The following is a 23,807-nucleotide window of genomic DNA, read 5'->3' as shown; positions in this document are numbered from 1 at the left end:
CATATCCTAAGTCTGGCGTTCCTGATGTGTTCGCATGAGACGATTCGATGAGTTCCTTCCGCTTCATCCATGCCGCAGACCTGCATCTCGGCAGCCCTTTCCAGGGACTGGCCCTCAAGGATGCCGATCTCGCCGAGCTTTTTGTCGAGGCAAGCCGCAAAGCTTTTTCGGCGCTTGTCGATGAGGCGGTTGAACGCAAGGTTGATTTCTTTATCGTCGCCGGCGACGTTTATGACGGCGACTGGAAGGACAACAAGATCGGCCTGTTCTTCAACCGCGAAGTGGCGCGGCTGGAACGCGCCGGCATCCCGGTCTTTCTGCTCAAGGGCAATCACGACGCCGAGAGTGTGATCACCAGAACCATCACGCTGCCGAAGAATGTTAGCGAGTTCCCGACCGGCAAGCCCGGCACCTTCCGGCTGGAGCATTTGAAGGTCGCGCTGCACGGACAAGGCTTCGCCGAACGCTCGGCGAATGAAAATCTTGCGCTCGCCTATCCAAGGCCCGAGGCCGGATGGTTCAATATCGGCGTGCTGCACACGTCGCTGACCGGCCGTGAGCCGCACGCGCCCTATGCGCCATGTTCCGTGGAAGACCTGCGCTCGCGCGGTTACGACTACTGGGCGCTCGGCCATGTCCATGATTTCGAAATCGTCGCGGAAGACCCGCTCGTGGTCTTTCCGGGCAACCTGCAGGGCCGCTCGATCCGCGAGACCGGAGCCAAGGGCGCCGTGCTCGTGACGGTCGAGGATGGCCGCATTGCCTATGAGCGCCTGATCACCGACAGCGCCCGCTTTGCCGAACTGACGATCGCAGTGGAAAGCGACGACACGGCTGCAGCCCTGCTGCGCCGTATCGAGGATGCAATCGAGCCTATCGCCGATGCCATGGAAGGCCGGCCGCTGGCGCTGCGTGTCCGCATCACCGGCAAGAGCCGTGTTCGAAAGCAGCTCCTGTCGAAGGCCGAGGATTTTCGCGATGAAGTGCAGGCCGCCTGCCATCGCGGCCATGCCGATATCTGGCTCGAAAAGCTCGACCTGCGTCTTGAGCCCGATGACCGAACATCCGAGCGCAACACCGGCACGCTTGGCCTCGATGGCCTTCTGACCATGGAAGGCTTCCCGCCGGAACTTCTGGAGGAGGCGTCTGCCCGCATAGCCGAAATCGCCGCCAGACTGCCGGGTGGCAGCGGGGCAGGGGATCTGCCGCTTGGCGATGATATCGATGTGCTTCTTGCCGAGGCGCGTGACCTTCTCGTTTCCCGCGCGGCGGAGGCCGGCTGACCATGCGTTTCGATCGTCTCGACATCCTGCGCTATGGCGCGCTCACTGACCGCCAGCTCGTCTTCCGCCCCGGCGCCAAGCTGCATATCGTCTACGGACCGAACGAAGCGGGCAAATCCTCCGCGCTCTCGGCCATCTCCGATCTGCTCTTCGGTTTTCCCGAACGCTCGACTTACGGTTTCTTGCATGATGTCGGTTCCTTGCGCATCGGAGCGCAGCTGACTGCACGCGACGGGCAGGAGCTCTCCTTCCGCCGCCGCAAGGGGCGCAAGAACACGCTGCTCGGACATTCCGATGCGGAAGAGAACCTCGCTGACGATGCGCTCGCACCCTATCTCGGAAATCTCTCCCACGACGTGTTCGAACGGGCTTTCGGCCTCAATTCGGATTCGCTTCGCGCCGGTGGCGAGGCCATGCTTAAAAGCGGCGGCGAGATCGGCAGCCTGCTGTTCTCCGCCGCCTCGGGCCTGACCGGCCTGTCCAGCCTGCGCAAGTCGCTGGATGCGGATGCGGACGCCATCTATTCTCAGCGCCGGTCGAAGGACCGCAGCTTTTATCAGGCTCTCGATGCCCATGATGTGGCCCGCAAGGCTGAACGCGACAATGAGCTGAAGGCTGGCGACTGGAAGGCGCTGCTGAAGGAGGAGGCGGAACTCGGCTCCGAGATCCACACGCTCCAGCACGGGCGCGAAGAGACCAGGCGCGCGCTCGACCGTCTGCGCCGGCAAATCGCGCTTGAACCTCTATTACGCGAACTGGACCGCGAACGTGCGCTTCTGGCGCAGCACGAGGAGCTGGCCAGCCTGCCGGATGGTTTCGAGGAAAAGCTAGCGACGACGCTTAAAGCCGGGCAGGAAAATGCCGACGCGCTTGTTGCCTCCGAAAACGAGCTGACAAGGCTTCGTGAAGAGATCGACGCCATCAAGGTGGATGACGCGCTACTCGTCGCTGCACCGGACATTCTGGCAGCCTATGGCCGCAGCGGCGTCTATCTCAAGGCGAGGGAGGACATCGCGCGGGTTCGTGCCGAAGTGGACGATTTTGACCAGAAACTGCTGCAGGCTTCGCGCCGTCTCGGCTTCAGGGAATTTTCCGATCTTGAGCGCATGCAGCCGGCCGATGCCGATCTTGTCCGCCTTCGCCAACTGGTGGAAGAGGGCGGCGAACTCGATCGCGAGATGCGGCAGCTCCGCAAGCGCATCGACGAGGAAGCCGATGCGCTCCGCAAGCTCGAAGCCGATGCGCCGCTCGCCCGCATTGTCGACCCCAAGCCGCTGAGCGACCAGCTTGCCGCCCTGCGTCCCGAGATCGAGGAACTCGCCAATCTCGAAACGCTGAAAGTACGCGCCGCCCGCGCCAGGAGCGATCTCGATACAGCGTCAGCACGCCTTGATCCTCCTGTGCGGGATCTGGGCCTTCTTCTATCCGTTCCGCTGCCGGACATGGAGACGCTTGTTCATCATCGCCGCCTGATCGAAGCTGCAAGGCAGGAAAATGCGCAGGCAGTGCAAAAGCTCTTAAGTCTGAAGGGTGACGCGGATGAGCTTCAGGCCCAGCTTGCGCTTCTCGAAGGCGAGGGCAGGATCGTTTCGCGCGACACGATTGAGCTTGCACGACAGGAACGCGATGGCCTCATCGAGGCTCTGGCCTCCAACCCTTCAGACGTGGCTTTGCAGGCAGCAAAGTCTTCCGTGCAGGACGCGGATCGGCTAGCCGATATGGCGCTTTCTGATGCCGAGCGCGTTTCGCGTCATGCACAACTGACACTTCAACAGCGTAAAGTCGCCGATGCGATTGCCGCAGCCGAACGCGTGGCCAAAGAGGCAGCAATTGCTGCCTCCGATGTGGTCACCGAATTCGAAGATCTTTTCCACGCCGTTCCGGTGACGCCCGGCGCGCCCGAGCGCATGATCGAATGGCGCCGTATGGTCGATGGATTGCTGGCGCTTTCCTCCACCCTGAATGCCGCGGAAGACGACTACGAGATCCTGCGTTCACGGGAAGAGGCGTTGCGGCCGGCATTGGACGCTTTGGCTGACGCTACGGGCGCATCCTCCGGTGTCCTGCCACCGCGTAGCCTTGCACGGGAAATTTCGACTCGCCTGGAGGAAATCAGCCGTCAGTGGAGCGAGGGACGCACCATCGAGCGGATGCGCGATACGGCAAGCCAGACGCTGGCACGACTGGAAGCCGACAAGACGGATCTGCGCAAAAAGGTCGATCTCTGGCGATCCGGTTTCGCTGCCGCTGCCGCTGCCGCATCAGCCGGGCTTGCCGAAGATGCGACGATCGATATGGCCAATGCTGCGTTGGATATCTGGCGCACGCTGCCGGACCTTCTTTCCGAGAGACAGAACCGCAATCGGCGTGTGCGCGGCATGGCCCGCGACATGGAAGCCTTCGAGGGAGAGGTAGCCACCCTGTCGGGCTCGCTTGCGCCGGATCTCTGCTCCATCCCGGCAGATGTTGCGGCTGGCATGCTGAATGACCGTGTGACGAAGGCGCGCGCTGCCGATAACCAGCGCAAGACGCTGACGACTGCTCTGGAGCGCAACGAGCTTGCCCATGCCCGTTACATCACCGAGGCAGTCGGGCTGGATGCCCAACGGCAGAACTTGGCAGGTGCCGCTTCCGTTCAGCCGGATCAACTCACTGCGGTGCTTGTGGACCTTGTGGAGCGCAGAAAGCTTCTCGCCAGCGAGGAACTCTGCCGCAATCGTTTTATCGAGCAGGCGGATGGTCTGGACGAAGAGGCGGTGAGAGCCGCGTTGGTCGATTTTGACAGGATATCCGCCGTTGTCGAAATCGAGCGGCTGGAGGCCGAGGACAGCAGGCAGGTCAATCGCCTTGCCGACCTACGCGCCGGCGAGGCGGACAACCTGCGGCGCAGGCAGGAGCTGGAAAAGGGCACCGGCGCCGAACGCGCCGTCTTCGAAAAACTGGCAGCCGAGCAGGAAGCCAAGGAGCTCGCCCGTCGCTGGGTGGTGCTGAAGCTCGCAGGGTCACTGCTTTCCCATTCGATGGAAACCTACCGCCAGCAGCAGGCCGATCCTGTCATGACACGCGCCGGTGAGGTGTTTTCCGATTTGACGGGCGGCCGGTTCGCTCGCCTCATTCAGGTCTATGATGATAACGATGAGCTGCAACTGGTTGTCGAGCGCAAGACCGGCGAGCAGGTGCCGCTTTCCGGATTGAGTGAGGGAACCGGCGATCAACTGTATCTGGCGCTTCGTCTTGCGTTCCTCCAGGACTATTGCGCTCGCAATGAACCGGCGCCGCTCGTGCTGGATGACATCTTCCAGACATTCGATGATGAACGTACGGCAGCTGGCCTTCGGACGCTGGCAGAATCGAGTGGCGCGTTCCAGTCGATCCTATTCACCCACCAGACGAGTTTGATGGATACCGCGCGGCGTGAACTGGGCGATGATGTTGATCTAGTTAGGCTGGATCGGGCGTGACAAGGTCCGTTGCTGCAAAGGCAGGCATTCGATCGGAAAGTGCACGATCGAGGAGTGCATCGACGCACCATTCGACGACACTGCCGATTGGCCACATGTCGAGGTCTCGGGCAACTGCGTGATCAAAAGGTTGAAACGTCGATCATCGTCTCTCTCACGCTCGTAGCTGACACGGTAGCCGTCGAATCGCGACGAAAAGCTGAGACCCGTTCTGATCCGGTCATAGAGGTAATGTAGGTTTTCGGGCGCCATTTCGAGCCCGAAACGATCGATTGATCGGGCCACCAGCTTGAACATTTCATCGTCCTTTCCTGGGTCGAGTAGGCTGAGCTTGAGACGAAACGTGCGGAATGTGCTGGACGATGCTCCCTTGACCTGGATGAATAGCACCGAAGGCTCCGGCGTTGTGCCGCGTTGCGTCGAAAACAGGCATTCCCAATCACCTCCGGCTGCCTGGAAACTGGAGGCCAAGCCATCCTCACCCAGACGCTCGCATCGCTCGTGGGCTGTCCGATGCGGGAGTATACGCAGCCGGTCGCGCAGGCCGGCAACGGGCCGGATGAGTCGCGGCGGCGCATCGATGAGCAGCGTCGTGCGGCGCGCGCGCAAAGCAGGCGGCGGTGAAGCGGCAAAAGGCCGCGCGAGGTATTTGTCCATTCCAAGCCATGTCACCAGCCGTTGGTAGTTGCGTCCGTCATTGACGGAAAGAACGATACCAAACAGCAGCGCAAGGCCGACGGCCAGCAAGGTGCCGAATGCCTTTGCTGCTCGATGCCGTCTTCGAAGGCGCATCAGAGGCGTTAAGAGTTCCGCCTTGTCCGCCAAGGAAATAGCTCCGTTTCAAGTCGATATGCCGACAAGCTTTGGCATATTGGACAGGTTCGTGTCCAAGTATGATTCGCGACAATGGTGAACGGGAAGCGCCCTCCTCACATCAGTCACGCAAATTCGGAAGCGCCGTTAACCACATTAATTAGTAAGCATTTAAGTCAACTTTTTTAGTTTCGCTTTTGAATATCAGTTCGCTGGTGACTATGGCTTTAAAACCGCACCGGATTTTATTTTCCGGGAAGCCCGAGCCATGCAGCTTGTCGTTCGTCGTCCGGTGTGCTTTCAAGGGCATCAAATTTCGGATCAAACTGGGGCGGCTCTGGCCTCGTGCGGTCCTGACTGGAGTATCGAGATTTGGTTCGAGTAACTGCGATCGTTATCTGTGCTGCCCTGGCTGGATGTCAGGCGGTTCCGGGGGAAGGGCCTCTGGCCTCCGCGATCAACAAGGATGCAGGTCGGTCTCCGGTCGAGATCGGCCGTGTAAATGCCGCTGTTTTCGATATTGTCGAGGTCGACAATCATACGGCAAGACTGGTCTCGGATTATGTTTCGACGGCATTGAAGCGTCGCTTCGGCATCGGTGGTGGTCCGGGCAGGGCGGTGATCGGTATCGGTGATCAGTTGAAGGTCACGATCTTTGAAGCCGGTGCGGATGGCCTCTTCTCGACCACCGAAAGAAAGCAGACCGGAATAGATGTCGTCGTGCAGCCGGACGGTACTGCCGCGATACCCTATGTCGGTACAGTGCGATTCGCCGGTCGTACTCTCGAACAGGCACGTCAGGAAATCCTGTCTTCTTTGAAGAGCAAGGCTGTCGAGCCGGATGTCATCATTGCCATGGGCGATACGCCATCCCGTTCGGTCACCGTTGCCGGCGCGGTCGGCAAGTCGGCGCAAATCCCGCTCAATCTGAATGGCGAGCAGATTTCCGATGTGATCGCCAAGGCAGGCGGCCCGACCGCGCAGCCTTACGAGACCTATGTCACACTCGTTCGCGGCCAGCGCACGGGCACGGCGCTCATGAAGTCTATCATCGAGAACCCGTCGGAAAACATCTATGTCCAGCCCGGCGACCAGATTTTCGTAACCCAGGATCCGCGGACCTTTACGCTGCTTGGAGCCGTCAATAGTAATTCGCGCATCGAATTCGGCGCCAACGACCTGAACCTTCTCGAAGCGGTCGCGCTCGGCCGTGGCGGCAATGACGAGGCCGTCAATGCGAAGGGCTACTTCCTGTTTCGCTACGAAGATCCGGAAGTGGTTGTGGGGCTTCTAGGCAAGCGCCGGTTCGACGAGCTCACACGAAAGGGCATGCAGCCTGATAAGAATGGCCGCTATCCGATCGTCTACCGGTTCGATATGAGCCATGCTGACAGCATGCTTGTCGGCCAGACCTTCCCGGTGAAAAGTCGTGACGTGATTTACGCGTCTCGCCATCCAGCGGTCGACTTGACGAAGTTCCTGCGAGTCATCGGCGCCCCTGTCGGGATTGCCGTTCAGGGGGCAGCGATTTCCACCAATCTGAGTGACTAAGTGTAAAGCCGGGCGTATACGCGCCGAGATTGTTGATTGTAACAAGTCCGGATTGTCATCTAGAAGTAGTGGTTTGTTCTGCTTTTTTGGTGACAAGCGCGGGCAAGTATGTTGTTAAAGTCGGTGTCGGCTTAATCTGCAATAGCTATTATAGCTATGACGAACGTAAGAGTGACGATGACGATAGAAGTAATTGGCCGAGCCTGCGTTGCGCCCGGTGCCAACTCCATCGAAGAGTTGCAGCAAGTTCTCCGAACCGGTCGTTGCACCGTCACGCAAATCCCAGCTGATCGGTGGGAACTGGCTCGTTTCTGGCATCCTACTCAAGGGACACCCGGGAAGACCTACACCTTTGCAGCTGGTGTCATCGACGCGGTCTATGATTTCGATCCCGCTGTCTTTGGTCTTTCGCAGCGTGAGGCCATGCAGATGGATCCTCAGCAGCGCATCCTGCTGACGCTTGTTTGGAAGGCACTTGAGGATGCTAACCTGCCGGTAAGCACGCTCTCGAAGCAGAAGGTTGGGGTCTATATCGGAGCCTCAAGCCTGGACAGTGGTAACCTTTCGGCGGAAGATCCCGCTTCCGGCAGCCCGTATTTCATGACGGGCAATACGCTTTCGATTGTTTCCAACCGCATCTCTCACGTTTTTGGCTTGAACGGCCCGAGCATGACGATCGATACGGCCTGTTCCTCCTCGCTGGTCGCGTTGGACCAGGCGGCACGTGCGCTGGAACGTGGCGATATCGACACGGCAATTGTTGGCGGCGTTAACCTTCTCGTCCATCCGCTTTCCTTCGTCGGCTTCGCTCAGGCACGCATGTTGTCGCCGGAAGGCCTCTGCCGTGCTTACGACACCAACGGTCAAGGTTATGTACGTGCCGAAGGCGGCGCTGCCATCGTTCTTCGCCGCAGCGATGTCGCGCGTCAGCAGCATGATCGCAGTTATGCCAGAATCCACGCGACCGGCGTCAATTCTTCCGGCCGCACCAACGGCATCAGTCTTCCGTCGCGTGAGGCACAGGCCGACCTGCTCAATTCCATCTACAAGGGCCACGGCATTGACGTGAACCGCGTGGCCTTCATCGAAGGTCACGGAACCGGAACGCGGGTCGGCGATCCCGCCGAGGTCTGGGCAATCGGTAATGTCATCGGCCAGAAACGCCGCGCTCCGCTTCCGATCGGCTCGATCAAGTCGAATATCGGTCACACTGAGCCGGTTTCCGGTTTGTTTGGTCTGTTCAAGGCCATGCTGGCTCTGGAGAACGATTATCTTCCTGCGACGCTGCATATTGAAACGGCGAATGAGGACATCGATTTCGATGCACTCAACGTAAGGGTCAACACATCCGCCATCAAACTGCTTCCGGCAAAGGAAGCGCGGCTCGTGGGGATTAATTCCTTCGGTTTCGGTGGTACCAATGCACACGTCGTTATCGGTGATCCAGAGCCTGCAACACAGGCGGATTCGCCGGCCAAGGGCGACAATCTCCTGTTCTTGGCGAGCGCGCACAGCGCAGGTGCGCTCGAAAGCCTGTTAAAGGACTACCAGGCACGTCTTTCCGCCGCCACGCCCGAAAAAGCACGCCGCATCATCGCCGCGACGACGACGAACCGTGATGCGTTGAAATATCGGTTTGCAGTCGATACTCGAGGCGAGCGTGGCGTTCTCGATGCGATCAAGACGCATCTTGCCGGCGATGCTTCCGATGGGGAACGTGGCGAAGCTCCGTCCCTGCTTGGCAAAATTGCCTTCGTGTTTTCCGGAAACGGTGCGCAATGGGCCGGTATGGGTGTGGAGGCCTACCGCGCAAACCCTCATTTCCGCCAGTATTTCCAGTCCTTTAGCGCCTTGTTCGAATACCACCTCGGTGAAAAGCTGACGGACCTCATCGTCGCGGACAATCTCGGGGTTCGTTTGGCTGATGCGACGATTGCGCAGCCGCTGCTGTTTGCCGTGCAGGCTTCGCTTTCGGACAGCCTCAGCGCCTACGGTATCAGGCCCGATGTTGTGTTCGGTCACTCCGTCGGCGAGATTGCTGCGGCCTATGCGTCCAAGGCGTTGACGGCTGCCGAAGCCGTTGCGATCGTCGCCAAGCGTTCACACTCACAGCATCTGTTTGCCGGGCAAGGCAAGATGGCTGCGGCCGTAATGGGCGAAGAGGCGGCTGTGGCCTTCGCCAAGAATCACGGCTTGGACGGCATTCATGTGGCGGCGATAAATGCGCCGAATTCGGTCACGATTTCTGGGCCGGCCACGGAAATTCAGGCCTTTCGGGATGCTGCTCGCAAGTCTCAGACTGTCGTTCATATTCTTGATATCAATTATCCGTTTCACCATCCGATCATCGACAGCGCCCGTGAAGGTTTCCTTTCGGAACTGCCGGCGATTGAGCCGCAGGCGGCCGGTTGCACATTCATTTCCACCGTTACAGGTGGAATATATGATGGCCGTGGCCTTGATGCCGAATACTGGTGGCACAATGTGCGCGAACCGGTGCTCTTCCGCTCGGCGACAGAAGCTGCGCTCGATCTCGGCTGTAATCTGTTCATCGAGATTTCACCGCGCACGATCCTGTCGAACTACGTCTCGGAAATCGCCAAGAGTAGGGCTCAGCCCGCCACGGTAATCGGTTCGCTCCAGCGCGAAACGCTTGTCGAGGGGCGGGATCCGATCGCTCGGGCGTTCGCCCGCGCCATCGCCCACGGCGCGGTTCCTGCACAATCCAGACATTCGGGGAAACGCAGCCCCATCATCGATCTGCCGCCGTTGCCATTCGAACCGACCGAGCTGAAAGTGCCGGCCACCACGGATGAGATCGACATTTTCGGTCGGGATTTCAAGAACAGCTACACGCTGCTCGGCTGGCGGAATGATCCGAACGGTTCGCATTGGAAGAACCATGTCGACGCCTTGCTCTTCCCGGATCTGGCGGAACATGTGGTCGATGGCCGTGCGATCCTTCCGGGAGCCGGGTTCCTGGAGATTGCGGTTACCGCTGCCCAAGCCCATTTCGGCACCGACGAGGTCGAGGTTTCCAATATGGAAATCGTTCGGCCATTGGAGCTACGCCCAGATCGGATGCTGGAGCTTTCGACGCTTCTTTCTCCGGAAACCGGTAATATCGAGATCCGCTCCCGCGAACGGTTGAGCAGTGATGACTGGACCATTCATGCTGTCGGCCGTTGTCGGCGGCCGGTGGATGAAGAAATCCATCAGGTTGAAATCGCGACATCTGCCGAAGGCGGTGATCGCCTCTCGTCTGTTCAGGTTTATGAAACAGCCGAACGCTTCGGCCTGCAATATGGGCCTCGCTTCCAGCTTCTGTCGAGAGCTGTGGCTTTGGGCGATAACGTTGTCGACGTTGAACTCAGAGAAGCAGCAGAACCTGCGCATCCATATATCGGCTACAACCTCAATCCGTTCTCTGTCGATGCCGCCTTCCATGGCCTTGTTGCACTGTTTGACCGGCTTTCCGGCACGGAGACTGGCTCTCCCTATATTCCGGTTCGCTTCGGCTCGATCCGGGTCACGGGCAAGGGACGAGCGATTGCCAGGGCAAGGATAGAGATTGAACGGTTCAGCAGCTTCTCGATCAAGGTGAATTTCCGCTTGTTCGACGCTGCCGGTCAACAGATTGCCATCCTCTCGGATTGCCGTTTCCGCCGCACGTCTCTGCGTCGTCATCATACTTTGGATACCGTCGCTTTCCATTTCGACGCCGTCCCGAGCGCGCTTCTTGCAATATCCGAACCGCCAGCTACAAAATTGCCGGCCCTGACCGATTTTGCATCCTCGGATGCGAAGGACAATGCATCGTTGATGATCGATGCAGCCATCTATCGGGCATGCCACGAGATTGCCTTGTCGCTCGCCGGTGACAATGGGACGCTCCTTTCTGCCACTTTGCCGGGAGACACGGATTTCCGTGCATTCCTGACATCCTGCCTGTTCACATTGGAGGATGCGGGTATCGCGGTCTCCTCCGGAGAAGGCTGGACGGTGCCCAGGGAGTTCTCTTTCCCGAGCATCCAAGAACTGATCCAGGAAATCTACCGGGAGGACTCCTCGCGTGTCGCTGAGGTCGTCCTGGTCAACGACGTCTACCGTGATGCGCTCGAACGTCTTTCCCTGTCCGGAAAATCAGTCGATGCTGAAGACGAACATGCGCACAATGTCAGCGAAGCAACATTGGATCACGTTCTCGTCCACTCTCCGCTCGGTCATCGCCGTGCTGAAACCGGCTTCGATCTGACGCAGCGTTTCTGTGAAGAGAACCACGGGAAAATCAGCTTTATCGTCGAACTCGGCACAACCAGCCAGTCTGCCAGCACACGGCTTGCCGGTCTGGCGGCATCCATCGGCGCGACGCTGGTGATCGCTGAACCGAAGGAAAATTCGCGTCGCATGCTCGAACTGGCGTTCGAGCGGAATGTGCATGTTTCCGTTGTGGAACCTAGGGCTCTCGCCAGCCTTGAGCGCGTTGATCTGATCGTTGCCGGCGGCTTGTCCAGCCAGCTTATGTTGACCGGTGACGAAGATGTTCGCCAGGCTCTTCGTTCCGCTGCAGCAAAAGGAGCAGCGATCGTTTTCGCCGATCGCGCTCCCTCGGCGTTCAACGACTTCGCATTCGGGTTGTCGGACGGATGGTTCGCGGCAAGTCAGTCTGCGGATTTCCCCGTTGGTCAACTTGCCACCGCAGCGCAGGTCGAGACACTTCTGTCTGATCTCGGCTTTGAGGCTGCGTCGGTGAAGGATATGCAGGTGGACGAGGGGGCTCTTGTCCTCGCCATTGCCCAATCCCGCGCCAAAACCGAGGCTGTGCTGGCGGAAGCGGATAGGGGCAGGCTGATCGTTGTTGCCGAACAGGCATCCGAACAGATGCTGGCGTCTTCCTTTGTCGATGCCGCTATCGTTCAGGCGACCGAGGCTGAACGTGCGCTGGAACTGGTGCCGGAAGACTCTAAATCACCCGTTTGCATGGTTTATCTTGCCGATCGCGGCATCGAGCAGGCCGTTTCGGCACTTGAGATTGCAAGACTATCGCGCTTCAAGGCTCTTGCCGAGGGTATGACGCGACAGGCGAATGGTTCTACGGGCAGGCCACGGCTTATCGTGCTTGCACCGGGTGGCTCTCCGCTTGCGGGAGAAAACAGTGATGCGGCTAACGCCGGTTTGTGGACATTCGCGCGTGTTCTGCAGAACGAGTATGATGCCGTCGACATTCACATGATCGATGCCGAAGGCGATGAAGCGGTTGCCCTTGTTGATCGGATCGCCACGCTCACAAGCGCCAATCGCGAGTGGCTTCTGGGTGAAAATGGCCTCCTGGAAATCCGCGCGGCCTCCGGCCCGTCCGCTGGCCGCGATGGAACCACGTTCGATTTCGAGGCTGCGACCATCCACCAGCTCACCAACGGTCGCGTCGATAGCATTATCTGGCAAAGCTGCGCGCTTCAGGAACCTGGTGCGGACGAGGTCATCATCACTGTTGAGGCTGCTGGTCTCAACTTCCGAGATGTCATGTGGTCCATGGGCCTGTTGCCTGAAGAAGCGCTTGAAGACGGTTTTGCCGGAGCGACGATCGGGATGGAAATGGCCGGTCGCGTCGAGCGCGTCGGCTCAGCCGTCGCGGACTTGAAGCCCGGCGATCGCGTAATGGGCATCGGCCCGGCCGCTTTCTCGACCCATGTTCGTGTCCGCCGCGATGGGGTTACGAAATTCCCGGATAGGCTCGATTTTGCCGCCGCCGCAACTGTACCCGTCGCGTTCCTGACAGCCTATTATGCCATGGTCCAGCTCGGCCATATCGAACCGGGCGAGACGATCCTCATTCACGGTGCTGCCGGCGGTGTCGGTCTTGCCGCGCTGCAGATCGCTAAGCTGAAAGGTGCAAAGGTCATCGCCACGGCCGGTACGGTCGAAAAACGCCGCTTTCTTGAAGCGCTCGGCGCAGATCATATCTTCGACAGCCGCTCGCTGGATTTCGTATCTCGCGTTCGTGCGGTCACGAATGGCGAAGGTGTCGATCTCGTCTTGAACTCGCTCTTCTCCGAAGCGATGGAGCGAAGCCTCGAGCTGGTAAAGCCCTTCGGCCGCTTCCTTGAACTCGGCAAGCGCGACTATTATTCCGACCGCAAGATCGGCCTGCGTCCGTTCCGCCGCAACATCAGCTATTTCGGCATCGATGCCGATCAGCTTCTGGTCAATTTGCCGAAGATCACGAAGCGGATCTTCGCCGAGATCGGTGAACTGTTCCAGAGCGGCGAACTTGTGCCTCTGCCTTATCGTGCCTTCGGTTACGACGAGATCGGCAGTGCCTTCCGGCTGATGCAGAATGCCGGCCAGATCGGCAAGATCGTCATTCGTCCGCCAGTTCGTGGCAAGGATCGGGTGGTTGTTGCCAGCGACCGGACATTGCGCTTCAGTGGCGAGGGTGGCTTTCTCGTTGCTGGTGGCATCGGTGGTTTCGGCCTCGTTGCAGCCGATTGGCTCGTCAACAGGGGCGCGCGCCGCATTGCGCTCTGCTCCCGCCGTGGTATCGCCGATGAGGCGACGATCAAGGCGATTGAGAAGTGGGCTGCCCTCGGCGTCGTCGCGACACTGCATGCCTGCGACATCACCAACGAGCAGGCTCTCTCCGCTCTTCTGTCCGAATTGCGCGCCGCGGCTCCGATCAAGGGTATCATCCACGCCGCCATGGTGCTGGACGATGCCTTGCTGTCGAACCTGACCGATGACCGCAATCGACCGGTTGTGGACGTCAAGGTTCGCGGTGCTGAACTGCTGGACAAGCTGACCCGTGACGATGATCTTGAGCTTTTCCTGTTGTTCTCGTCTGCCACGACCATGCTCGGTAACCCCGGACAGGCCAACTATGTTATCGCAAACGGCTACCTCGAAGGGCTTGCACGCATGCGCCGCGCGGCCGGCCGTCCGGCTCTGGCAGTCGGTTTCGGTGCGATTGCCGATACTGGTTTCCTCGCTCGCAACGCTGAGGTCAACGAGCTTCTTTCGAAGAGGATAGGCAAGACCGCAATGAAGGCGCGCGATGCGCTCGAGCAGGTCGAGAACTATCTGGTGAGCGAGACTGGGAGCATCGATGGTGCGGCGGTAATGATCGCGGAAGTGGACTGGAACGCAGTCCGCATGCTGCCGATCGCGACGGCAAGCGTGTTTGAGACCGCAATGCGGGCCGCTGGCAATGCGCAATCATCTGCCGATGGCGATCAGATAGATCTCGAAGCGCTGATCCACGGCAAGTCCGCCGATGAGGCTCAGTCTATCCTGCACAAGATCGTGGCTGCGGAGATCGCCGCGATCCTTCGTGTTACCGAAGACAGTATCACGCCGGAAAAGGTCCTCAAGGATGTCGGCCTCGACAGCCTGATGGCGATGGAACTCGGTATGAGCTTCCAGCAGAAGACCGGATTTGATATTCCCTTGAGCGGTGTTGGTGAGGACACGACGGTAAGTGACGTTGTCACGCGCCTGCGCGAAAGGGTTTCGAAACGTAGTGGCGGGGAGGAGGAGGCTCCGCAGGACGAGGTGCTCGACCGTCTGGTCAAGAGCCACTCGACCCAAAGCCAGAAAGCAGCTGCTCAGTGACAGAGAAAGACAAGCCGGAAACGACAGTGCCTCCCGCGGGGGGCGCGAAGCTTGGTTTTCTGGAAAAAATGCGGCAGACCAGTGAAGTGTCCGGCCGCAATCGCGAAGCGCGCCTTAACCGTCAACCACAGGCTCCGCTTCGCCAGAGCCTGAAATTCGATCAGCTTCCCGAATACCAGCGGGTATTGACCCAACGGAAGGTCGGGGAAGTGATCGGGGTGGACAATCCCTTCTATCGGTCCCACGACGTGGCGGCTGGTGCCACCACCGTCATGGCTGGCAGGAACTTTGCCAACTTCGCCTCTTACGACTATCTCGGGACGAATACGGATCCGAAGGTCACGAGCCGAGCCAAGGAAGCGATCGATCGTTACGGCATTTCCGCTTCCGCCAGCCGTCTCGTTGCCGGCGAGCGTCCCGTCCACACAGAACTTGAGGCAACACTGGCCGAGGTTTATGGCGTCGAGGCGGCAGTTTGCTTCGTCAGCGGCTATCTGACCAATGTTGCAGCCATCAGCTGCATCGTTGGCCCGCAGGATCTCGTAGTGCATGACGAGTTCATCCATAATAGCGCGCTTGCAGGCATTAAGCAGTCGGGTGCAACGCGCCGGCTCTTCCGTCACAACGATGTCGATAATCTCGAAACCGTGCTGAAGACGCTGTCTTCGGAGTTCCGCCGGGTCCTCGTCATCGTCGAGGGCGTCTATTCGATGGACGGCGATATTGCTGACCTGCCGAGACTGTTGGAATTGCGCAGTCGTTACGGTTTCTGGCTGATGGTGGACGAGGCTCATGCGCTAGGCGTTCTGGGCAAGACGGGCAGGGGCACGTTCGAGCATTTCGACGTCGATCCGCAGGAAGTCGATATCTGGATGGGAACGCTGTCCAAGACGACGTCCAGCTGCGGCGGCTATATTGCCGGCTCGCAGGCACTTGCGGATATCCTCAAGGCCGAGGCAGGAGGATTCGTCTACAGCGTCGGGCTCGCACCTGTCTTGGCAGCAGCAGCAAAGGCTGGTCTCGACATTCTGCGCAGCGAGCCGGAGCGGACTGAAAAGCTTCACCGCAACGGCGCGCTGTTTCTGCAAGAAGCCAGGAAGGCTGGCCTCGACACAGGTCTCAGCGTCGGATTTTCGGTTGTTCCGGTTCTCGTGGGCGACTCGCTTAGGGCAGTGCAGTTGTCTAACGAGCTTCTGGAAGATGGCGTCAACGCACTGCCGATCATCCATCCGGCTGTACCGGAAGGGCAGGCGCGCCTGCGTTTCTTCATTACCTGCAACCACACTGACGATCAGATTAGACACGCCGTTGAAGCAACTGCGCGTCGGCTGAAGGCCTTGCAGGAACGTAATTTCGGTCTGGCATCGCTGAACATGGAGCAGATGATGCAGCTTTCACCACTGCTTCAATCGCCCAACAGCTGACTTCGGGGGCACGGCCATGCATGTCGTCGTAACCGGGGGATCGAGCGGCATCGGACTTGAAGTTGCGAAGGTATACGCCCGGCGTGGTGCGTCCGTTTCATTGATCGCCCGCAACCTCGATCGTCTGGAAACTGCGCGCAGCGAGATAGAGAAATCTTCCGGCGGAAGGGCAAAGGTCTTTGTTGCGGCCGCCGACGCAGCTGTCTGCACTGAGATGTCGTCTGCAATCATGGCCTGCGAGGCAGCCAATGGGCCATGCGATATTCTTGTCGCCTCGGCCGGCGTGGTGGAGCCGGGCTGGTTCCACGAGCTGGCGCCTGACCTGTTCGAGAGCCAATGGCAGACCAACTTCGTGGGGGTGGTCAACGCCGTGAGGGCCGTTTATGCGGGCATGAGAAGCCGCGGAGCAGGGCGCATCATGATCGTTTCCTCAGCTGCTGCCTTTATCGGCATCCCTGCCTACGCCGCCTATTGCAGCTCAAAATCAGCCCTGGTGGGGTTTGCGGATTCCCTCAGACTGGAAGCAGTGCCGAAGGGTGTAACGGTCGGCGTCTGTTTCCCTCCCGATACCGACACGCCTCAGCTTTCCCGTGAGCTTGAAAGCCGGCCGAAGGAGGCTGAGTTGCTGATGGGTCGTATCAAGCCGAGACAAGCGCAAGAGATTGCGGAAAGACTCGTTTCCGGCATCGACCGACGCAGTGCTCATGTTTATTTCACGGCGTCGATCTCAGCGCTTGCCCTGTTTGGTCCTCTCGCAAGACCATTTGTCGAGATCTGGTATCGGCTGAGATTGGGCAGATAGGACAAAGAGCCGTCACCCTCAGACGAAAGCCTTTTGGCTGCCATCTATCTTGAGCACGGTCAGTTTGCCTGAGTAATAGGCGCCCGTGTCGATGCCGATGCGGCCCATGCCGATATCCGGCGTCGGTTGCGGCGTGTGTCCGTGAACGATCAGCAACGGCTGACCCGGGCCTTGGCTCAGAAACGGTTCCCGGATCCACATCAGGTCTTCGTCACTCTGTTTTTCCATTGCCACTCTTGGCCGCAGACCCGCATGGACGAAAACGATATTGCCGATCTTCAGGCATATGGGCAGGTTAGCCAGGAACTGTCTGTGGTTTGCCGGAATGGCCTCGGCAAGTACCCCTTTAAGATCGGTCAATCGCCCTTTTCTCCTGGCGGTAAGATGATGGATATCGATACCGTAGGAGATCAATGTCTGTTCGCCGCCAAGGCTGAGCCAGTCGGTATAAAGCTCGGGTTCTTCGATGAACTTGCTGAAAATGTCGTCGTGATTGCCGCAGAGCGCAAGCCTGCGCAGGCCCAGATTACTGGGTTTCTGCAGATGTTCGATCACCTGATAGGAGCTTGGTCCACGGTCCACATAGTCACCAAGCAATACGATCAGGCCGGGGCGGCCGGTTCTGCCTATGTCTGCTGCGATGCGGGCTTCGGCTTCCTGGAGTTCTTTCAGACAGCCATGCACATCGCCGATCGCGTAGATCGGATAGCTTGCGGGTTCGTCACCCAGATCTATCCGGCGTCGGGAAGGCGGAGAAGGCTGGCCCATCGGGCGACCCTTCATCCAGCCAATAAGTTTGCGCATTTAGTGCCGCCAATCACAGACAGGTAAGTCCCATAGACAATGGGAACCCGCCCCTAAAGGAGGGTTAACATACTGTCGATATTCGCAAATCAGGCTGTCTTCAATCGTTTACTGCAGGCAGGGTTAAGAGACGCGGGACCCTTGCCGTCTTCGTTGCCTGTGTGGGCATGCCCGTTTCTTGTTTTGTCGGCCAAAGTCTTGGATGATCCGCCGGGATTTTCGATGCCCGGTCTGTGCCGATCAGATTATATCGACCCGGGTTGCCGAGTTCCTGTCGAAACGTCAGGCCTTGATAGCCTGCGTAGAAGTAGAAGTCCGCCTGGGTCGTGAGCATTTTCGTCAGGGTTTCGGAAAGAGCCAGGTCGCGCGGCATGGCGGCAGCCAGACGGAAAAAGGCGAGAGCCTGCGTCGCAAGCTCACCATCCAGTTTGCCGCTGGCGAGATTGAACTTCACGCGAATATTATCTGCTGGTTCATGCATAAGGCCACGGGCCTGCAGGAAAAGTGAGGCAGAGCGGTTCGCTCCGAGACCATCCCGCAGCATAGAACATTCCCAGCCGCGTTGCTCCGATTCGGCAAAAGCCGGTATTTCCTGCGCGCCTGCCGCCTGTCTGCTGCACATATCCGCCGGGGTAGGGTTGGCCTCTATAAGGCCGGGCGCCGTAGTAAACCCGGGCCAAGGCCACCGGGAGATGGGTTTCGAAATCCTCGCCACCTCACTCGAGGTTGATACCGTCGCTACGCTTGTTGCCGGTACCGGAAGGGGAATGCCGAGAAACAGAGAAAGCGTCTTGAGGTTTCGTTGATCGTTGGCAAACAACACGGTTGCGGCTACCCCGCCGATAACCGCAAGCATCAACACGATCAGGGGCCAGCGTTTCGCCGGTCTAGGTGGTGAAGCGGCCATCCGGGAGTAAGGACGAGGGGCCATTGGATCCATGGCTCGGGGTGAAGTTGCGGGTTCGGATCCGACGCGGCCGAAACGTTTGCCACGAAAATCTCCTCGCCATACTTATATCATTGAATTTCAGTAAGTTCAAAGTGCGCCATGCGTTCCTCTCGCATATCGGCAATCCTTTATTTCGATATCTTTTTCCTATCGATATTATATTTAAATCCAACTTAAAACTATCGGGAAATCCGTTTATTTGATTTGCCGAAGAGAGGATCTGCACCAGCTTAACCTCATGCAACACAATGGAGCGCGAGGGCGATCTCACCCGATCCCGTCCTTCGCCAAGATATAACAATGACCGGAAGGAGATCGTCATGGATGCCAAGTCTAGCGAAAACAGTGGTAAGTGTCCCGTCGCCCACGGCAGCACGCCGCGTGGACGTTCGAACCGTGACTGGTGGCCCAGCCATCTGAACGTACAGATCCTTCACACCCACTCGTCGCTTGCCGATCCGATGGGCAAGTCCTTCGATTATGCCGAGGAGTTCAAGAAGCTCGATCTCGACGCGCTGAAGCAGGATCTCCACGCGCTGATGACCGATAGCCAGGACTGGTGGCCGGCTGACTTTGGTCACTACGGCGGCCTGTTCATCCGCATGGCCTGGCACTCGGCCGGCACCTACCGCATCACCGATGGCCGTGGTGGCGCCGGCATGGGGCAGCAGCGTTTTGCACCGCTCAACAGCTGGCCCGATAACGTCAACCTCGATAAGGCTCGCCGTCTCCTGTGGCCGATCAAGCAGAAATACGGCAACAGCATATCTTGGGCCGACCTGATGATCCTGACCGGCAATGTCGCGCTGGAATCGATGGGCTTCAAGACCTTCGGTTTTGCCGGCGGCCGCGCCGACGTCTGGGAGCCGGAAGAACTATATTGGGGGCCGGAAGGCACCTGGCTGGGCGACGAGCGTTATAGCGGCGAGCGTGAACTGGCAGAGCCTCTCGGCGCCGTGCAGATGGGTCTCATCTATGTCAATCCGGAAGGCCCGAACGGCAATCCTGATCCGCTCGCATCGGCGCGCGATATCCGCGATACCTTCGCCCGCATGGCGATGAATGACGAGGAAACGGTCGCGTTGATCGCCGGCGGTCACACTTTCGGCAAGACGCATGGTGCCGGTGACGCGTCCTTTGTCGGCATCGATCCCGAGGGCGGCGAACTGGAGGCCCAGGGCCTCGGCTGGTCGAGCAAGTTCAACAGTGGCGTTGGCCGCGATGCCATCGGCAGCGGTCTTGAAGTTACCTGGTCCCAGACGCCGACGCAGTGGAGCAACTACTTCTTCGAAAACCTTTTCGGTTTCGAGTGGGAGCTGACAAAGAGCCCAGCCGGCGCGCATCAGTGGGTCGCCAAGGATGCGGATGCCTCCGTGCCGGACGCGTTCGACGGTGCAAAGAAGCATCGCCCGACCATGCTGACCTCCGACCTCTCGTTGCGTTTCGACCCGATCTACGAAAAGATCTCGCGCCGGTTCTTCGAAAATCCGGCCGAGTTCGCTGACGCCTTTGCCCGCGCCTGGTTCAAGCTGACCCATCGTGACATGGGACCGAAGGTCCGGTATCTCGGTCCGGAAGTGCCGGCCGAAGATCTGATCTGGCAGGATGTCATTCCGGCCGTCGACCATCCACTGGTCGATGATGCCGATATAGCCAGCCTGAAGGAAAAGGTTCTGGCGACCGGGCTTTCCGTTCAGGAACTGGTCTCGACAGCCTGGGCCTCTGCTTCGAGCTTCCGTGGCTCCGATAAGCGCGGCGGCGCAAACGGTGCTCGTATCCGTCTGGAGCCGCAGAAGAACTGGGAAGCCAACCAGCCAGAACAGCTCGCCAAGGTACTTGGTGTGCTCGAAGGCATCCAGCAGAGCTTCAATTCCGCCAATACGGCGGGCAAGAAGATCTCTATGGCTGACTTGATCGTGCTGGCTGGTGCTGCCGGCGTGGAAAAGGCCGCCAAGGCAGCAGGTCACAGCATCGTCGTTCCGGTCACGCCTGGTCGCGCGGATGCCTCGCAAGAGCAGACCGACGTTGCGTCCTTCGCCGCATTGGAGCCGCGTGCTGACGGGTTCCGCAACTACGTCAACACCGGGCGCATTCAGTTCCTCAAGGCTGAAGAAGCTCTCGTCGACCGGGCGCAGTTGCTGACCCTGACAGCGCCGCAGATGACCGTCCTGCTCGGTGGTCTGCGCGTATTGAACGCCGGTGCACCAACCCATGGTGTCTTCACCGACAAGCCGGAAGCACTGACGAATGATTTCTTCGTCAATCTTCTGGATATGGCGACAGTCTGGACTCCAAAGGCTGGCGAGACCGGCGTTTACGAAGGGCGCGATCGTCATTCGAACGAACTGAAATGGACCGGCACGCGCGTCGATCTCATCTTCGGTTCGCATTCGCAGCTTCGCGCTATCGCCGAAGTCTACGCTCAGTCGGACGCCAAGGAGAAGTTCGTCAGAGACTTCGTGAGCGCTTGGGTCAAGGTCATGAACGCAGACCGTTTCGATCTGGTCTGATCATAACATTAGCGCCGGGCGGGATTTCTCGCCCGGCGTTTTCGCTCACCCGAGCGCCCAAGGTTTCTAGGCTGAGAACTCCTAGCGGACGCTTGCGGTCGTCATGCCATCAGTCGACGCGCCGGTCAGGCCGGCATAAAGCGCCAGAGTTCCATGCAGCATGCCCGCCCACATCAGAATCGAGACGGCGAACACCACGATCATATTGCGAAGACGAGACGACATCTGAACCTCTTGAATGAAGGCTCAATGTGCCATTTGAAAGTTTGCGCGACGTGAACCGAAATGGTTAGCAATAGCCAACCAAAATGCCGACAATTTCAGGAAACCGCATTCTGACCGTTATAATTTGGGCCGATATGGGCCTTCTCAGCCGTTGTTCTTGCCTATGCTGTGATAGGTAAACCCATGCGGCTCGACCTCATGAGCGCGATAGACATTGCGCAGGTCGACGAACACCGGTGTCGCCATGATCGTTTTCAGCCGGTCGAGATCGAGCGCCCGGAACTCGTTCCATTCAGTCACGAGAACCGCGACATCCGCGCCTTCGGCCGCCTCGTAAGGATCGGTGGCGAAATCGATCTCCATCATCTGACGTGCGTTGTCCATGCCCTCCGGATCGTAGCCGGCAACGATCGCACCGGCATCCTTCAGCGTCTGGACGATGGCAATCGCCGGACTGTCGCGCATGTCGTCTGTATTCGGCTTGAAGGTCAGGCCGAAGATCGCAACCTTCTTGCCGCGCACATCGCCGCCTGCGGCTGCAATCACCTTGCGACCCATGGCCCGTTTGCGGTTGTCGTTGATCGCAATCGTCGTCTCGATCAGGCGAACCGGGCTTTCATAATCCTGCGCGGTCTTGGCAAGCGCCAGCGTATCCTTCGGAAAGCAGGAGCCGCCATAACCCGGACCGGCATGCAGGAATTTCGAACCGATACGGCCATCAAGCCCGATGCCGCGCGAGACATCCTGTACATCCGCACCAACCCGCTCGCACAGATCTGCAATCTCGTTGATGAAGGTGATCTTCATCGCGAGGAAGGCATTGGCTGCGTACTTGATCAGCTCGGACGTGCGGCGGCTGGTGTAAAGGATCGGTGCCTGGTTGAGATAGAGCGGCCGGTAGACTTCGTTCATCACCGGACGGGCACGCTCGTCGGAAATACCGACGACGATACGGTCCGGCCGCTTGAAGTCTTCGATTGCTGCACCTTCGCGCAGGAATTCCGGATTGGAGACGACAGCAAAATCGGCCTCCGGATTGCTTTCGCGAATGATCCGCTCGACCTCGTCGCCGGTGCCGACCGGTACGGTCGATTTGGTGACGACAACCGTAAAGCCCTTCATCGCCTCGGCGATTTCCTTCGAAGCGGCATAGACATAACCAAGGTCGGCATGGCCGTCGCCACGGCGGGAAGGAGTGCCGACAGCGATGAACACGACATCAGCTTCGGCAACAGCCGGCGCAAGCTCGGTAGTAAAGGAGAGACGGCCTGCCTTGACGTTGGTTTCGACCAGCGCATCGAGGCCCGGCTCGAAGATCGGGATGATGCCTTGCCTCAGCGCCTCGATCTTCTCTTCTGCCTTGTCGACGCAGATCACCTTGTGACCGAAATCGGCAAAGCAGGCCCCAGACACAAGCCCGACATAACCCGAGCCAACCATGACGATGCGCATAAAGCTGCCTTCCTATCAAATCATGCCAATCGATCGATAAGACTTTTCGCCGACAGATCGATGACACCGCAGCCGGCAACATAAGTGCCGGCTAGGCTTCTTGTTAGAGCAGCTATTACCCGCGTCCGAACTCATCGACAATGCGGATGATGTCGTCTTCCCCGAGATAGGAACCGGTCTGAACCTCGATCATTTCGAGCATGATCTTGCCGGGATTGGCGAGACGATGGACTTCGCCCTGTGGAATGTAGACCGACTCGTTTTCGCGCACGATTTTGATCTCGTCGCCGACCGTGACTTCCGCCGTACCCTTGACGCAGATCCAGTGTTCGGACCGATGATGATGCTTCTGCAGCGACAGCTTCTTGCCCGGTGTGACGAACAGCCGCTTCACCTGGAACCGGTCACCGTTGAGGATCGACGTATATCCACCCCAGGGGCGATAGGAGGTCGGATGGGTCTGGGTCAGTGCTGCGGTGCCCTTGGTCGATCCCAGAAGCTTGACCAGCGAGCCGACACTCTGGCTCTCGTCCAGCTTGCCGACATAAACGGCGTCCTCGCTGGCGATAACGGCAACGCCATCCAATCCCTGAACTGCGAGATGGCTGGTGCGCGACATCACGAGCGAATTGCGGGTGTTGACCACCGTTGCATTGCCAAGCGCGACATTGCCGTCGGTATCCTGCTTGCCGAGCTTCCATACGGCATCCCAGCTTCCCATGTCCGACCAGGAGAAGGAGGAGGGGACGACCGCAGCATTGGCCGTCTTTTCCATGATTGCGTAGTCGATGGAAATGTCGGTCGCCTTGCCAAAGGCCTCGGCATCGAGCCGCACGAAGTCGAGATCCTTCTGCGCCTTGGCAACGGAGGCTGTCGCAGCATCGGCCACTGCCGGTGCGTATTTCTGCATTTCGGAGAGAACCTG

13 protein-coding genes are annotated in these 23,807 nt (G+C 59.0%); 7 read left to right on the top strand and 6 right to left on the bottom strand.

Annotated elements, in window-relative coordinates; all coding sequences use genetic code 11:
* The first annotated feature begins 47 nt into the window (after positions 1-47).
* Both JZX87_RS13560 and JZX87_RS13555 read left to right on the top strand, forming a co-directional pair.
* Entirely contained in the window at positions 48-1,283 is a 1,236-nt protein-coding gene (locus JZX87_RS13560; RefSeq protein WP_183827031.1) for a metallophosphoesterase family protein, read from the top strand.
* A 2-nt stretch (positions 1,284-1,285) separates the two neighbouring features.
* Positions 1,286-4,744, top strand: a complete 3,459-nt coding sequence (locus tag JZX87_RS13555) for a YhaN family protein (RefSeq protein ID WP_206826156.1) — start codon at positions 1,286-1,288, stop codon at positions 4,742-4,744.
* On the opposite strand, the gene JZX87_RS13550 is transcribed toward JZX87_RS13555, so the two are convergent.
* Positions 4,721-5,569 carry a DUF6030 family protein gene (locus JZX87_RS13550; protein WP_206826149.1) on the bottom strand — a complete coding sequence of 283 codons (849 nt, stop codon included), beginning with the start codon at positions 5,567-5,569 and terminating at the stop codon, positions 4,721-4,723. The two genes, JZX87_RS13555 and JZX87_RS13550, sit on opposite strands and share 24 nt — an antisense overlap.
* Before the next feature lie 360 nt (positions 5,570-5,929).
* Here JZX87_RS13550 and JZX87_RS13545 point away from each other — a divergent pair, with 360 nt between their 5' ends.
* The 4 genes from JZX87_RS13545 to JZX87_RS13530 all read left to right on the top strand — a co-directional run bounded on the left by JZX87_RS13545 (position 5,930) and on the right by JZX87_RS13530 (position 16,942).
* Complete coding sequence (locus tag JZX87_RS13545) at positions 5,930-7,108, top strand: polysaccharide biosynthesis/export family protein (protein WP_206826146.1); 1,179 nt, start codon at positions 5,930-5,932, stop codon at positions 7,106-7,108.
* A 177-nt stretch (positions 7,109-7,285) separates the two neighbouring features.
* Positions 7,286-14,716, top strand: a complete 7,431-nt coding sequence (locus JZX87_RS13540) for a type I polyketide synthase (RefSeq protein ID WP_206826145.1) — start codon at positions 7,286-7,288, stop codon at positions 14,714-14,716.
* A gap of 68 nt (positions 14,717-14,784) precedes the next feature.
* Positions 14,785-16,140, top strand: a complete 1,356-nt coding sequence (locus JZX87_RS13535; RefSeq protein ID WP_183993054.1) for an aminotransferase class I/II-fold pyridoxal phosphate-dependent enzyme — start codon at positions 14,785-14,787, stop codon at positions 16,138-16,140.
* A gap of 16 nt (positions 16,141-16,156) precedes the next feature.
* On the top strand, positions 16,157-16,942 hold the full coding sequence (locus JZX87_RS13530; protein WP_206826143.1) for an SDR family NAD(P)-dependent oxidoreductase: 786 nt from the start codon (positions 16,157-16,159) through the stop codon (positions 16,940-16,942).
* An 18-nt stretch (positions 16,943-16,960) separates the two neighbouring features.
* On the opposite strand, the gene JZX87_RS13525 is transcribed toward JZX87_RS13530, so the two are convergent.
* Together JZX87_RS13525 and JZX87_RS31310 are read right to left on the bottom strand one after the other, a co-directional pair.
* Positions 16,961-17,746, bottom strand: a complete 786-nt coding sequence (locus JZX87_RS13525; RefSeq protein ID WP_206826142.1) for a metallophosphoesterase family protein — start codon at positions 17,744-17,746, stop codon at positions 16,961-16,963.
* 100 nt (positions 17,747-17,846) lie between these two features.
* Positions 17,847-18,602 carry a DUF6030 family protein gene (locus JZX87_RS31310; protein ID WP_286194617.1) on the bottom strand — a complete coding sequence of 252 codons (756 nt, stop codon included), beginning with the start codon at positions 18,600-18,602 and terminating at the stop codon, positions 17,847-17,849.
* A gap of 413 nt (positions 18,603-19,015) precedes the next feature.
* On the opposite strand from JZX87_RS31310, the gene katG reads away from it, so the two are divergent.
* Positions 19,016-21,205 carry a catalase/peroxidase HPI gene (gene katG, locus JZX87_RS13515; protein WP_206826139.1) on the top strand — a complete coding sequence of 730 codons (2,190 nt, stop codon included), beginning with the start codon at positions 19,016-19,018 and terminating at the stop codon, positions 21,203-21,205.
* An 81-nt stretch (positions 21,206-21,286) separates the two neighbouring features.
* On the opposite strand, the gene JZX87_RS13510 is transcribed toward katG, so the two are convergent.
* The 3 genes from JZX87_RS13510 to JZX87_RS13500 all read right to left on the bottom strand — a co-directional run.
* The gene (locus JZX87_RS13510) at positions 21,287-21,430 is read right to left on the bottom strand and encodes a hypothetical protein (protein ID WP_183685031.1); all 144 of its coding nucleotides are present in this window, start codon (positions 21,428-21,430) and stop codon (positions 21,287-21,289) included.
* Positions 21,431-21,574: 144 nt separating this feature from the next.
* On the bottom strand, positions 21,575-22,882 hold the full coding sequence (locus JZX87_RS13505; RefSeq protein WP_206826137.1) for a UDP-glucose dehydrogenase family protein: 1,308 nt from the start codon (positions 22,880-22,882) through the stop codon (positions 21,575-21,577).
* 115 nt (positions 22,883-22,997) lie between these two features.
* Positions 22,998-23,807, bottom strand: an 810-nt coding sequence (locus tag JZX87_RS13500; protein WP_206826136.1) for a cupin domain-containing protein, incomplete at its 5' end; no start/stop codon positions are given.

The organism is Agrobacterium sp. Ap1, from assembly GCF_017313375.1.
Classification (GTDB): Bacteria; Pseudomonadota; Alphaproteobacteria; order Rhizobiales; family Rhizobiaceae; genus Neorhizobium; species Neorhizobium cellulosilyticum.
This window is presented reverse-complemented; position numbering and strand designations above follow the sequence as displayed.

What these genes read in the sequence shown, in the direction of transcription:
- JZX87_RS13510 (WP_183685031.1), bottom strand. Translation starts at nt 21,430, where the DNA reads ATGTCGTCTCGTCTTCGCAATATGATCGTGGTGTTCGCCGTCTCGATT.
- JZX87_RS13525 (WP_206826142.1), bottom strand. Translation starts at nt 17,746, where the DNA reads ATGCGCAAACTTATTGGCTGGATGAAGGGTCGCCCGATGGGCCAGCCT.
- JZX87_RS13505 (WP_206826137.1), bottom strand. Translation starts at nt 22,882, where the DNA reads ATGCGCATCGTCATGGTTGGCTCGGGTTATGTCGGGCTTGTGTCTGGG.
- JZX87_RS13540 (WP_206826145.1), top strand. Translation starts at nt 7,286, where the DNA reads ATGACGATAGAAGTAATTGGCCGAGCCTGCGTTGCGCCCGGTGCCAAC.
- katG (WP_206826139.1), top strand. Translation starts at nt 19,016, where the DNA reads ATGGATGCCAAGTCTAGCGAAAACAGTGGTAAGTGTCCCGTCGCCCAC.
- JZX87_RS13560 (WP_183827031.1), top strand. Translation starts at nt 48, where the DNA reads ATGAGTTCCTTCCGCTTCATCCATGCCGCAGACCTGCATCTCGGCAGC.
- JZX87_RS13535 (WP_183993054.1), top strand. Translation starts at nt 14,785, where the DNA reads ATGCGGCAGACCAGTGAAGTGTCCGGCCGCAATCGCGAAGCGCGCCTT.
- JZX87_RS13530 (WP_206826143.1), top strand. Translation starts at nt 16,157, where the DNA reads ATGCATGTCGTCGTAACCGGGGGATCGAGCGGCATCGGACTTGAAGTT.
- JZX87_RS31310 (WP_286194617.1), bottom strand. Translation starts at nt 18,602, where the DNA reads ATGCTTGCGGTTATCGGCGGGGTAGCCGCAACCGTGTTGTTTGCCAAC.
- JZX87_RS13555 (WP_206826156.1), top strand. Translation starts at nt 1,286, where the DNA reads ATGCGTTTCGATCGTCTCGACATCCTGCGCTATGGCGCGCTCACTGAC.